This window comes from Burkholderia arboris, from assembly GCF_038723655.1.
Lineage (GTDB): Bacteria > Pseudomonadota > Gammaproteobacteria > Burkholderiales > Burkholderiaceae > Burkholderia > Burkholderia arboris.
In genome coordinates this window covers 2370128-2382960 of sequence record NZ_CP109822.1, presented here as the reverse complement: position 1 = coordinate 2382960, position 12833 = coordinate 2370128, and the positions used below count along the sequence as shown (strand labels likewise).

11 protein-coding genes are annotated in these 12833 nt (G+C 67.3%); 5 read left to right on the top strand and 6 right to left on the bottom strand.

The annotated features are described in order from the left end of the window. Nucleotides 1-104: 104 nt before the first annotated feature. The gene (locus OHZ10_RS27940; protein ID WP_006478890.1) at nucleotides 105-425 is read left to right on the top strand and encodes a pyrimidine/purine nucleoside phosphorylase; all 321 of its coding nucleotides are present in this window, start codon (nucleotides 105-107) and stop codon (nucleotides 423-425) included. 87 nt (nucleotides 426-512) lie between these two features. Here OHZ10_RS27940 and OHZ10_RS27935 read toward each other — a convergent pair whose 3' ends face one another. From OHZ10_RS27935 to OHZ10_RS27920, 4 genes are all read right to left on the bottom strand, one after another. Then, nucleotides 513-848: a hypothetical protein gene (locus OHZ10_RS27935; RefSeq protein WP_059240325.1), complete on the bottom strand. Its 336-nt coding sequence runs from the start codon at nucleotides 846-848 to the stop codon at nucleotides 513-515. Between the two features lie 487 nt (nucleotides 849-1335). Beyond that, on the bottom strand, nucleotides 1336-3123 hold the full coding sequence (locus OHZ10_RS27930) for a chloride channel protein (RefSeq protein ID WP_059240327.1): 1788 nt from the start codon (nucleotides 3121-3123) through the stop codon (nucleotides 1336-1338). Nucleotides 3124-3143: 20 nt separating this feature from the next. After that, nucleotides 3144-3557 (bottom strand): MarR family winged helix-turn-helix transcriptional regulator, encoded by a 414-nt coding sequence (locus tag OHZ10_RS27925; RefSeq protein WP_059240329.1) that lies wholly within the window; start codon nucleotides 3555-3557, stop codon nucleotides 3144-3146. Nucleotides 3558-3680: 123 nt separating this feature from the next. Continuing rightward, entirely contained in the window at nucleotides 3681-4856 is a 1176-nt protein-coding gene (locus OHZ10_RS27920; protein WP_256086282.1) for an HPP family protein, read from the bottom strand. Nucleotides 4857-5219: 363 nt separating this feature from the next. Here OHZ10_RS27920 and OHZ10_RS27915 point away from each other — a divergent pair, with 363 nt between their 5' ends. Continuing rightward, nucleotides 5220-6188, top strand: coding sequence for a LysR family transcriptional regulator (locus OHZ10_RS27915; RefSeq protein ID WP_059240333.1), 969 nt, complete (start codon nucleotides 5220-5222; stop codon nucleotides 6186-6188). Between the two features lie 27 nt (nucleotides 6189-6215). On the opposite strand, the gene OHZ10_RS27910 is transcribed toward OHZ10_RS27915, so the two are convergent. Both OHZ10_RS27910 and OHZ10_RS27905 read right to left on the bottom strand, forming a co-directional pair. Then, nucleotides 6216-7580 (bottom strand): MFS transporter, encoded by a 1365-nt coding sequence (locus tag OHZ10_RS27910; RefSeq protein WP_059240335.1) that lies wholly within the window; start codon nucleotides 7578-7580, stop codon nucleotides 6216-6218. 76 nt (nucleotides 7581-7656) lie between these two features. Continuing rightward, on the bottom strand, nucleotides 7657-8595 hold the full coding sequence (locus OHZ10_RS27905) for a 2-hydroxyacid dehydrogenase (protein WP_342705016.1): 939 nt from the start codon (nucleotides 8593-8595) through the stop codon (nucleotides 7657-7659). Between the two features lie 113 nt (nucleotides 8596-8708). Here OHZ10_RS27905 and OHZ10_RS27900 point away from each other — a divergent pair, with 113 nt between their 5' ends. From OHZ10_RS27900 to OHZ10_RS27890, 3 genes are all read left to right on the top strand, one after another. After that, on the top strand, nucleotides 8709-9617 hold the full coding sequence (locus OHZ10_RS27900) for a LysR substrate-binding domain-containing protein (protein ID WP_059240340.1): 909 nt from the start codon (nucleotides 8709-8711) through the stop codon (nucleotides 9615-9617). Nucleotides 9618-9906: 289 nt separating this feature from the next. Beyond that, nucleotides 9907-10935: a TRAP transporter substrate-binding protein gene (locus OHZ10_RS27895; RefSeq protein ID WP_342705015.1), complete on the top strand. Its 1029-nt coding sequence runs from the start codon at nucleotides 9907-9909 to the stop codon at nucleotides 10933-10935. Between the two features lie 3 nt (nucleotides 10936-10938). After that, nucleotides 10939-12825: a TRAP transporter large permease subunit gene (locus OHZ10_RS27890; protein WP_342705014.1), complete on the top strand. Its 1887-nt coding sequence runs from the start codon at nucleotides 10939-10941 to the stop codon at nucleotides 12823-12825. Nucleotides 12826-12833 lie beyond the last annotated feature (8 nt).

Sequence of the window (12833 nt, the reverse complement as noted above, 5' to 3'; positions counted from 1 at the left end):
TTCCGGCACGCGTCGCGCGAGCCGGTATGATATCGGCCGGCCAGCCGCTCCGGCCGGCCGCCGACAACTATCGCCATCCAGCATCCAGCAATCAGAGGCATCACATGACCAGTGCAACCCAATTCGACAACGTATCGGTCGTCAAGCGCGCGAACGTCTATTTCGACGGCAAGTGCGTGTCGCATACCGTGCTCTTCCCGGACGGCACGCGCAAGACGCTCGGCGTGATCCTGCCGTGCGCGCTCAACTTCGGCACGGACGCTCCCGAATTGATGGAAGTGCAGGCCGGCAAGTGCCGCGTGAAGCTCGACGGCAGCAGCGAATGGCAGACCTACGGCGCCGGCGAGTCGTTTTCGGTGCCGGGCAAGAGCCGCTTCGACATCGAAGTGCTCGAGACGCTCGATTACGTCTGCAGCTACCTGTAAGCGCAGGCGGCAGCAAAAGAAAAGCCCCGCCGAAGCGGGGCTTGTCACAAGCGGATGGCGCAAGGCCATCCGGAGCGCCTGTTCTCGTTACAGGCAGGCGTTGATGTCGCCGGCCGACGAGGCATCGCCGCCGCGGAAACCGACCCAGGTCTTCGCGTTGCCGGCATTGGCCGGGCGCACCACGGCGGCAGCGCCGTTAGGCGGCTGCTGGCCCGGCGCATAGACGGCCATTGCGAGGCCGTTCGCCAGTTCGTACTGCGACGTCACCTGTTGTTGCGACTTGTCGGCCCACGTCTTGGCGATGCACTGCGCCACCTGGTCGGCGGGCTTTTGGCTTTGTCCCACGTTCTGCAGGGCAGAATCGGCTGCGTGAGCAGAAAATGCCACGGTCAATGCGATGAGCGGTAAGTATTTCGCGTTCACGTTATCTCCCTCGAGTCGTGATTGATTGAGTGGGATGCGCAGCAGTACTGCGTGCTAGTGAGATTGCATCGGGCACGCACGGTTCCGGCTATTCCGAAACAAGTTGTTAACGCGCTTGCCAAATGGCGGCTCAGGTGCTGTGCAGCGTTGCTGCGATGCGGCATGCGTCGTATGCGGCTCGACGTCATGCGTTGCTCGGTCGGCGCGCTGCCCGGTCGTGTGGTGTCGTGACGGCCGCGGCAAACGGCATGGGTGTGCATGCCGTGCCGCGGCTCTTTATTTGATGGCGAAGTGGAATGGCTGATTGATGGCCCCGTCGCATGGCAGCCATGATGACAAACTTTCGTCGGTCGAATTGTTAACCAACTTTAAACACGGGACGCGACCGCATGCGATGCGGCGCGCGACGGGCGCGCCGCATCGTGCAGCGAGGTGAGGCGGGATGAGCAAGCGGTGCGCGGCCGGGGTGCCGCGCACGCGGGTGGCGTCAGCCGGCCTTGCGGGTGCCTGCGTCGCGCAGGTTGGCCGGGACGATCGGGCGGAAGCGCTCGCGCTTGTGTTCGTCGTCGAAGTGCTGGAGTGCGGGCTTGATCAGGTCGCTGCGCGACACGATGCCGGTGATGCGCAGCGATTGCTCGTTGTCGACGACCGGCAGGCGTTCGAGGCCCAGCATCGCGAGGCGCGATGCGACGACGCGGCACGTTTCGTGTGCGAGTGCGACGGACGGCGCGCGGTTGGCGAATGCGCCGGAGATCGGCGCGTCGGCGCCTGCCTGCGCGCGCTGCGCATCGAGCGTCGCGCGATCGACGAGACCGAGCAGGCGGCCGTTCTGCACGACCGGGTACGCGCGATGCGTCTGCTTCGCGCCGAAGTACTGCGACTCGACGGTATCGAGCGTCGCGGCGCCGTCGATCGCGACGAGCACGTCGGCCGACGTCATCACTTCGCCGATGTCATGGCGCTCGAGCGGATCGACGCCATATTCGCGATAGATGTGATAGCCGCGGCGGGCGATTTTCTCGGTCATGATCGAACGCTTCATCACGACGGTCGCGAAGCCGTGCGCGACGAGCGTCGCCGCGAGCAGCGGCAACAGCGCGTTGGCGTCGTGCGTGAGGCCGAATGCGAACACGATCGCGGTGAGCGGGGCGCCGAGCGTCGCGCCGAGCGTCGCGGCCATGCACACGAGCGGCCAGAGCGCCGGATCGCCGCCAGGCAGCATCGGCGACAGCACGGTGCCGAGGCCGGCGCCGAGCATCAGCAACGGGGCGAGCACACCGCCCGACGTGCCCGAACCGAGCGCGATCACCCACATCACGGCCTTCACGATCAGCAGCGCGAGCGCGATCTTCAATGCGATGTGCTGATGCAGCAGGTCGCCGATCACGTCGTAGCCGACGCCGAGCGCGCGCGGCTCGAGCCAGCCGCCGATGCCGATCACGATCGCGCCGAGCGCAGGCCACCACATCCAGTGCACGGGCAGCTTCGCGAAGGTGTCCTCGACGCGGTAGAGCGCCGCCGACAGGCCGCATGCGAGCATGCCCGACAGCAGGCCCGCGACGATGCACGACAGCAGCGCGACCGGCGTCGGCGCGGCCGTCGTCAGCGGAAACAGCGGATCGACGCCGAAGAACACCGCGCGTGCGAACCCGGCTACCGCACAGGCAAGCGCGACCGGCAGGAAACTGCGCGGCCGCCATTCGAACAGCAGCAGCTCGACCGCGAGCAGCACGGCTGCGACCGGTGTGCCGAACACGGCCGTCATGCCGGCGGCCGCACCGGCGACGAGCAGCGTCTTGCGCTCGGCGGCGGTCACGTGCACGCATTGCGCGATCAGCGAGCCGAGCGCGCCGCCCGTCATGATGATCGGGCCTTCGGCGCCGAACGGGCCGCCGCTGCCGATCACGACGCCGGACGACAGCGGCTTGAGGATCGCGACCTTCGGCGACATGCGGCTCTTGCCGAACAGGATTGCCTCGATCGCTTCGGGAATGCCGTGGCCGCGGATCTTCTCCGAGCCGAAGCGCGCCATCAACCCGACGATCAGCCCGCCGATCACCGGAATCACGATCACCCATGCGCCGAGCGTGTTGTTTGCCGGAGAGCGGTCGGCGAACGAGAACTGCTGGAAGAAGAACAGGTTCGTGAACAGGTGGATCAGGCTCAACAGCACGAACGCGGCGAGCGTGCTGAGCAGGCCGATCCCGGCGGCAAGCAACGCGATCCTGGGCAGGCGTTCGTTGGTCGAAAAATCGCGTTTGTGTGGTGCGTTCATCGGAGTGGAAAGAGCAAGGGTCAGTAATCGATCTGGGGAACCTGGAACGCGTCCTTGAGCGACTTCAGCTCGGCGCGATGCATGGCTGCGAGACGGGCGAGCAGCGTCTCGCCGGCTTGCTCGAGGTGGACCTCGACCTGGCGGCGATCGGCTTCGCTCGGTTTGCGCTTCACGAGCCCGAGCGCTTCGCAGCGCGTGACCAGCGCGACGACGCCGTGGTGCTGCGCCTGCAGGCGTTCCGCGATTTCGCCGATGGTTGCCCATTCGCGATGCGGATAGCCCTTGATGTGCAGCAGCAGCAGGTATTGCAGCGGCGTCACGCCTTCGCTTTGCGCGGCGCGTTCGGAGAAGCGCTCGAAGCAGCGCATCTGGTAGCGGAACTCGGACAATTGCTGGAAATCGCTTTTCGCCAGCGCGCGTCGGGTATCGTTCATCGGGGTCGGTCGGTCAGTCTGTTTCGGTAGCGCAAAATATATCACAACATGATATAAATGGCCGAGCTTGGGCGGAATGAATGCATTCCGCGTTGTGTCAGCCGTTACGGTGCATGACGCGCGTTACGCGGCCTCGAGCATTTTGGTCTGCCGATAAAGCCCCGTCACGAGATCCGTCTGCGTAATGATCCCGACGAGCCGGCGCGACGCATCGACGACCGGAATGTGGTGGTGGCCCGAATGCGTGAACAGCGGCACGAGCGCGGTGATCGGCATCGTTTCCGGCACGCACGCGACGTCGCGCGTCATCACGGTGGCGACGCTCGCGGGCTGACCGCCGAGCGACTGCGGCAGCCGCGCGGACAGGCGTTGCCACAGCGGAGTCGGACGGCGCAGCTGGCGCGTGAGGTCGGCGCGCGTGACGATGCCGGCCAGGCGGCCTTCGCCGTCGACCACCGGCAGCGCCTTCACGCGGTGGCGGTCGAGCAGCGTCAGCGCGGCCGTTACCGAGGTCGACGGCGCGACCTCGATCGCATTCTTCGTCATCAGGTCGGCGCACGTGAGTTGGCCGAAGGTGCGCGTATACGCCTGCATCTCGGTTTCGCGCAGCAGCGATTCGAGATCGTCCGGATCGACGTCGAGCCATTCGCTGCGGCGCTTCAGTACTGCGTCGAGGTCGCTGCGCGTGAAGCCGCCGCGCGCCGGTGCCGCGCCGCCCGCCTGCGGCTTCGCTTCGGGGCGCACGCCGCCGTGCGGGTAGCGGTGCCCGGTCAGTGCGTGATACGCGAGCGCGGCCGACAGCAGGATCGCCGATTGCAGCGCGATCGGCTCCAGCACGAAACTGAAGCCGAGCGAATGGATCGCCGGGCCGCCGACCACGGCCGTGAGCGCGACGGCGCCCGATGGCGGATGCACGCAGCGCAGCACGAACATGCCGCCGATCGCGCACGCGATCGCGACCGCGGCGGCCGTGATCGGATCGGCGATCCATTGCGCGCAGGCCACGCCGACCGTCGCCGCGACGAGATTGCCGCCGATGATCGACCACGGCTGTGCGAGCGGGCTCGCCGGCACCGCGAACAGCAGCACGGCCGAGGCCCCCATTGGCGCGACGAGCAGCGGCACGAGGCCCGGCACGCCGGGCAGCAGCCGCATCGTGACGCCGACCGTCGCGATCCCGACGAGCGCGCCCGTGCACGAGCGCAGGCGTTCGCGCCAGCCAAGCGACATCGGATGGGGAATGAAGCTGTGCAGCCATTGCTGCAACGTGCGGCGCGACGGAGAGGAGCCTGACGACATGGACGGGTAAGCGGTAAAAATGACGGCGCGGGGCGTGCGGCGACAAAAACGCGATTATATCGTGTTGTGATACAAATTGTCGCATCGCATCAACGCGTTGCATGCGCACGACGCGTGAGTCTTTCCAGAACCTTTCATCGGATGAAAGCCTGGAGGCCGGGCACGCGCGCAAAATTGTCTGCAGCGGCGTACAATTCGGGCCACTGAATCCCCCGTCATGCCAGAACCACGTCCGCGATGCCCGCTCTCCTGCCTGTCCCCCGGCTCGGTGATCGATTCGACGTGGTTCGCGGCTGCGTTCCGTTCCCCACCTGACGCGAGCGCCGCCGACGCCTCCCCACCGACTCTCCCCAAGCCAATCCAATGGACATGCTCGAAAACATGCGCCTGTTCGTGCGCGTTGTCGAAGCCGGCAGTTTTACTGCGGTCGCGAAGGAAATCGACGCGACCACCGCGCAGGTGTCGCGCGCGGTCTCGAACCTCGAAGCGCACGTACAGACGCGCCTGCTGCATCGCACGACGCGCCACCTCGGCCTGACCGAAAGCGGCGAGCGCTATTTCGAGCGCGCGAAATCGATCCTCGCGGAAATCGACTACGCGAACGCGGAGGCGCGCAACGCGTTGCTCCGGCCGAGCGGGAAGATGCGACTTCATGCGATGACGGGGCTCGGGCAGAGTCACGTCGTGTCGTCGATCGTCCGCTACCAGGAGGACAACCCCGACGTGTCGGTCGAGCTGACGCTCGCGCAGCGGATGCCGAATCTCGTCGAGGAGGGCTACGACGTGTCGATCGTGACGGCGTCGCAACTGCCCGATTCGGGTTACGTCGCGCAGACCTGCGGCACGAGCTGCAGCGTGCTCGTCGCGTCGCGCGAATACCTGGCGCGGCACGGCACGCCGCAGACGCCCGACGAATTGCCGAACCACGTGTGCCTGCGTCTGGACACGCCTGCCTCGCCGGCCAGCGAATGGCGGCTCGAGCGCAGCGACGGCGAGGAAACCGTCTACGAACTGCAGCCGGCGCCGTTCCAGGTCAACGTGCCGGACGCGCTGTGCGTCGCGGTGCGTGCCGGGCGCGGGATCGCGTGCGTTGCGCTGTACACGGTGCTCGACGACATCCGCGAAGGGCGGCTGATCCGCGTGCTGCCCGAGTACCGGCTGCAGACGGTGAGCGTGTATGCCGTCTATGCGACGCGTCGCTATCTCGATGCGAAGATCCGCACGTTCCTCGACCACCTGCGCACGACGCTCACGCCTGCGCTGGAACACGACCTGCGCGAACTCGACCGGCTGACGATCGAGCAGACACCGGGCGGCCGCAAGCGCGCGTGACGGCGCGCCTTCGCGCCGCCGCGGCGTTCATGCGGCCGGCACGATGCGAATCCGCTCGAAGCGGCCGGCGAGCCATGCATACGCGGCAATGCCGATCAGCCCGTGCGCGGCGACGAACCACAACGCACCGGCGAACGAACCCGTGCTGGCCACGAAGTAGCCGATCACGAGCGGCGTGACGATGCCGGCGATGTTGCCGAGACCGTTGAACACGCCGCCGCTCAATCCGACCATGCCTTCCGGCGCCGTGTCGGCGAGCACGGCCCAGCCGACCGCCGCGAGCCCCTTGCCGAAGAACGCGATCGTCATCAGTGCGATCACGACCGCGTTCGACGAGGCGCCGTTCGCGAGCACGAGCAGCGTCGCCATCGCCATGCCCGCGACGAACGGCGTCTTGCGCGCCTTAGACGGATGCATGCCGCGCCGGATCAGCCAGTCCGACAGCACGCCACCGAGCACGCCGCCCGTGAACCCGCAAATCGCCGGCAGCGCGGCGACCCAGCCGGCTTCCATGATCGTCATCCCGCGCCCCTTGATCAGGTAGATCGGGAACCACGTGATGAAGAAGTAGGTGAGCGCCGTGATGCAGTACTGGCCGATATAGATCGCCCACAGGTTCCGGTGGCGGAACAGTTGCGACACATCGTGCCACGACACGCGCGGCCGTTGGCGCACGCGGTTCGCCTCGAGATCGACGAGCGCGCCGTGTGCGCGCAGGTAGTCGCGCTCCGCATCGGTGACGCGCGGGTGGCCGTGCGGCTCGCGATACCAGGCGAACCACAGCGCGGCGAGCGCGATGCCGAGCAGCCCCATCCACAGGAACACGTGTTCCCAGCCGAGCGCATGCGTGAGCCAGGCCATCGCGGGCGTGAACAGCACGACGGCCATGTACTGAGCGGAATTGAACAGTGCCGACGCGGTGCCGCGCTCGGCGGTCGGAAACCAGCACGCGACGATCCGCGAATTGGCCGGGAAGGCGGGCGATTCGACGAGGCCGAGCATGAAGCGCATGACGAACAGCGCGAGCGTCGCGGCTGCGCCCTGCACGGCGAACCCGCCAACCGTGCCCTGCAGCATCGTGAATACCGACCACAGCAGCAGGCTCAGGCCATACACGCGCCGCGCGCCGAAGCGGTCGAGCAGCCAGCCGCCCGGAATCTGGCCGATCGCATAAGCCCATGCGAACGCCGAGAAGACGATGCCGAGCTGCACGGGTGTCAGCCCGAGGTCGTGTGCGACGCCGGTGCCGGCGATCGACATCGTGGCGCGGTCCGCATAGTTGATGACGGTGACCGCGAAAATCAGCGCGAGGACCGCATAGCGGACGCGGCCGATCGTGCGCGAGGCGGCGGGCGACGCGGCGAGGGCGGCGCCGCTGGATCGATTGGACATGCGTGTCTCCTGGCCTCCGTCGCGCGGAAGCATCGGTTGTCGTAACGGGGATGCCGGCCGTGCGGCCGCGCGGCGGTCAGCCGGTGACGCTGGTCGGCGGGCGCTGGCCAGCGAAGCACGCGGCGAGGTTGGCGAGCACGATCCGGCCCATCTCTTCGCGCGTTTCATGCGTGGCGCTCGCGCGGTGCGGTTGAACGACGACGCGGTCGAGTTCAAGCAGCGCGGCCGGCACGTGCGGTTCGTTCGCGAAGACGTCGAGTCCGGCGCCGGCAATCGTACCGTCGGCAAGTGCGCGTATGAGCGCGGCTTCGTCGACCAGCTTGCCGCGCGCGACATTGATCAGGAATCCTTGGGAGCCGAGTGCGGCGAGGACGTCGGCCGTCACGAGCACGTTGCCGTGATCGGCCGATGCCGCGATCACGAGCACGTCGCTGTCGCGCGCGAGTGCGGTGAGGTCGGGCACGTAGCGATAGCCGCTGTCGCGATGCTCGCGCGGCCCGAAGTAGCTGACGGGCATCCGGAACGCCTGCGCACGCTGCGCGATCGCGCGCCCGACGCGGCCCAGCCCGATGATGCCGAGCCGCTTGCCCGTGACTTGCGTCGCGAGCGGCTGGGCTGCCTTGCCCCAGCGGCCGGCACGCACGATCCGCTCGCCGGCGCCGAGGTCGCGCAACGTCATCAGGATCAGCCCCAGCGCCATGTCGGCAACGTCGTCGGTCAGCACGTCGGGCGTCGTCGTCACGTGGATGCCGCGCGACCGGGCGCGGTCGAGATCGACCGCATCGGTGCCGATGCCGCTGATCGCGACGATTTCGAGCGCGCTCAGCCGGTCCATCAGCGCGGCGGACAGGCCGTTCGCACCGCCGGTCACGACCCCGCGAATGCGCGAGGCCACGCGATCGAGCAGCGCGTCCGGTTGCGCGGCCGCATACAGCCGGTGCACCGCGTAACGGGCGGACAGTTCGGCGTCGATGGTGTCGGGGAGCGGCTGGGTCAGCAGGATGTCGATGGTCATGAAGGTCTCGGTCGTCGCGTGCGGCACGGGCCGCGCATCAGGTGGAACCGAGTATAGAAATCGCATCGATATGCGTCTAACATCAAAAGACTATCGATTGATTCAAGAATTGGATGATTGAACTGCACCAGCTTCGCTGCTTCGTCGCGGTGGCCGAGGAACTGCATTTCGGCCGCGCGGCCAAACGGCTCTTCATGACCCAGCCGCCGCTCAGCCGGCAGATCCAGCTGCTCGAACACGCGCTCGGCATCGCGCTGCTCGAGCGCAGCAGCCGGCAGGTCAGCCTGACCGCGGCCGGCGAGCGCTTCCTGCGCGACGCGCGGCACATCCTCGAATTCTCGGCACGGGCCGAACAGGCCGCGCAGCGCGTCGCGCACGGCGGGGCCGGCCGCATCACGCTCGGTTTCACGGCCGTCAGCGCGTACCGGATGATTCCGGTGCTGCTTGCACACGCGGCGCATGCGCTGCCGGACGTCGACGTCGAATTGCGCGAGATGGTGTCGACCGTGCAGATCGATGCGCTCGCGTCGCGGATGCTCGACGCGGGTTTCGTGCGCCAGCGCGCCGCGCGCCAGCCGCTCGAATACCGGCTCGTGCAGCGCGAGCCGATGCTCGTCGCGGTCGCGGAAGGCGCGCCGCTTGCCGCCTACGAGCAGATCGGCCCCGACGAGCTCGACCGGCAACCGTTCATCGCGTATTCGCCGAACGAGGGGAAGTACTTCCACGACATGATCTCGGGGATGTTCGCAGGCGCAGGCCGGCTGCCGAACTACCTGCATTACGTCGGGCAGACGCATACGATCCTCGGCCTCGTGCGCGCGGGGCTCGGCGCGGCGCTGGTGCCGGCGTCGGCGCGCGAGCTTCACGTGGACGGCGTGGTGTTCCGGCCGCTGGCGGGCGTGAACGTGGCGGCCGAGCTGTATCTCGCGTGGCGAGCGGACAACGACAATCCGGCGCTGCCGGTGTTCAACGCGATGGTCGAGCGGTTTCTGACCGAGAGCGCAGACGACGCGGGCGTCTAGGCGCGCCTGCTCGCATGAGCATGAGCCTGCGCAGCGCGTCTGCGCAGGCCGAAAAGTCTGTCGTCTGACAATTGAAAACTCGGGCTTCAATCGTTTTCAGTTCATCCGGAATGCATGGAAACTGCACGGATTCCACGCGAATCCGGTTGGGAACAGGTCTGGCGACTCACGCATTTTCATCCTGGACAGGGGAAACCCTCATTTTTCTCTCATCGGTCGTCGTACTACTGTATCGATACACTAAATCGATACAGCGCGTCGTGAGACGCCATCGCAAAGGAGACGGCCCATGAAAACCTACACCCGGCGGCGCTTTCTGCAGACGGTGTCCGCCGCGACGCTCGCGGCCGCAGGCGGCTTGCCGGAAACGGTGCGCGCGCAGCCGGTCGTGACGCTGCGCTGCGCGTCGTCGATGCCGGCCGACCAGAACGCCGCGCATTACGTGTGGTACGAGCGTCTTGCCGCGAACCTGAAGGCGAGTGTGGGCGACGCGATTCGGGTCGACTACTTTCCGAACAGCCAGCTCGGCAAGGAGAGCGACGTCGTGCAGCAGGTGAAGATCGGGGCGATCGACATGATGATCGCGGGGTCGTCGATCTGGGCCACGGTCGCGCCGGAGCTCGGCATGCTCGATCTCGGCTACCTGTTCGACAGTTATGCGCACGTCGCGAAGACGCTCGACGGCCCGGTCGGTGCAAGCCTGAACGCGCTGCTGCAAAAGCGTGCCGGTTGTTCGGTGCTGACCTGGGGCTCGCATTTCGGCGGGCGCTGCGTATTCACGAAGCAGCCCGTGTCGGCGCTGCAGGGGCTGAAGGGGACGAAGCTGCGCGGGCTGCCGACGCCCGCGTTCATGGATACCTTCAAGGCGATGGGCGCGGTGCCGACGCCGATTCCGTTCGGCGAGCTGTACATGGCCGTGCAGACGGGTGTCGTCGATGGTCTCGAACACGATCCCGCCACGGTGCTCGCGAGCCGCTTCGACGAGATCGTGAAGTCGTGCTGGCAATCGCACCACGTGTTTGCGGCGATGACCGTCGTGATGGGGCGGCGTGCGCTCGACCGGATTCCGGCCAACCTGCGTGCGGCGTTCGACCGTGCGGTTGCCGACGCGACCGTGCAGCAGCGCGCGATCGCCGTGCAGAAAGCCGCGCAGGCGGAGCAGGCGCTGAAGCAGCGCGGCATGTCGTTTCACCCGCTGGCCGATGCCGAGCGCGTAGCGCTGCGGCAGACGATGCACGACCGGCTCTATGTCGGGTTCGCGAAGCAGTATCCGGCGACTGCGCCGCTGTTTCCGGCGATTGCCGCCGCGCGGGGTTGAACGATGGACCTGCATTCCGTCTCGAGTGCCGCGCCGGCGTCCGGCGCAGGCCTTCCGGTGCATCGCGCCGCCCGCGTGCTGGATGCGGCGCTGCGCTGGATCGAATACCTGGCTGCCGCGGTGCTGGCTGTCGACGTGCTCGTCGTGTTCGTGTCGGTCGTGTTTCGCTATTTCCTGCACGACCCGGTCGACTGGGCCGAGGAGGTGGCCAGCGCATTGATGATCGTGCTGGTGTTCTTCGGTGCGGCGACGTTGCTGGGGCGTAGCCAGCATGTCGGCATCGATGTGTTTCGCGGCCTGCTGCCGGCGCGCTGGCAGGGCGCGTCGATCCAGGCCGGTCACTGGATCGTGGCCGCCGTCTCGCTGAATCTGCTGGTGTCGTCGTGCCAGTTGCTCGCCGACTCGTACGGCCAGATGACGACGGGCGGCCTGCCGGGCTGGATCAACGGCTATCCGATGATGTTCGGCGCGCTGTTCATGACGGTATTCGCGCTCGCCAATGCGCTGAATGCGCCGCGGCGCCGCGTGATCGGCACCTTCGTGTGCTGCGCGGCGCTCGCGGCCGCCGTGTATGGCTGGAACGCGCTGTGGCCCGCGCGGGCGATCGCGCCGGGCGCGCTGCTGGTCGCGGGTTTCGTCGGCGGGCTGGTGCTCGGTGTGCCGATCGGTTTCGTGCTGGCGTTTTCGGCGTTGCTGTACTTCCTCGCCGATCCGACGCTGCCGCTGCTCGTCTACTCGCAACAGGTGATGGCCGGTGCCGACCACTTCGTGCTGCTCGCGGTTCCGTTCTTCGTGCTGGCGGGGCTGCTGATGGAGTCGAACGGGATGTCCGCGCGGCTCGTCGAGCTGCTGCTGCGGATCTTCGGGCGCGTGCGCGGCGGGCTCGGCCTGATCGTGATCTTCGCGACGGCCTGCTTTTCCGGCGTGTCGGGATCGAAACTGGCGGACATCGCGGCGGTGGGCGGCGTCGTGATGCCGGCGGTGCGCCGCGCGCGGCAGGACCCGAACGAAACCGCCGCGCTGCTCGCGTGCAGCGCGGTGATGGCCGAGACGATCCCGCCTTGCGTGAACATGATCATCATGGGCTTCGTCGCGAACATTTCGATCGCCGGCCTGTTCGTCGCGGGGATCGTGCCGGCGGCCGTGCTGGCCGCGTCGCTCGCGGTCGTGACCGTGGCCACCGGGGGCAAGATCGACGTGGCCGAGGTGTTCGCGGAGCGTCGCGCGTGGTTGCCGCTCGTGGGCGGTGCGCTCGTCGCGCTGGTCATGGTTGCGATGATCGGCAAGGGCGTGACGTCGGGCATCGCGACGTCGACCGAAGTCTCCGCGTTCGCAGTGGTCTACGCGCTCGTCGTGGGCTGGCTCGCGTTCCGCGAACTGACGTGGCGATCGGTCGGGCGCGTGTTCGTGCGTGCCGCGTCGATGGCGAGCGGTATCCTGTTCATCGTCGCGGCCGCGTCGAGCGTGTCGTTCGCGCTGTCGATCGAGCAGATTCCAACCCTCGTCTCGGGCACAATGACCGCGTTTGGTCATCAGTACGGCTCGACGATGTTCCTGTTGCTGTCGGCGCTGCTGATGATCGTGTTCGGCGCGGTGCTCGAAGGCGCGCCAGCATTGATCATCTTCGGGCCGCTGCTCGCGCCGATCGCGCTGCAGCTCGGCATCAACCCGCTGCATTTCGGCACCGTGGTGGTGGTGGCGATGGGGCTCGGGTTGTTCGCGCCGCCTGTCGGGCTCGGTCTGTTCACGACCTGTGCGATCACGGGCACCGAGGTCGGGCAGGTGGCCCGGCCGATGGTGAAATACCTGCTGGTGCTGTTCGCTGCCCTGGTGGCGTTGATCTTCGCACCGGCGTTTTCATTGTGGCTGCCGGCCCGGTTCGGCCTGTAGCCCGTTCT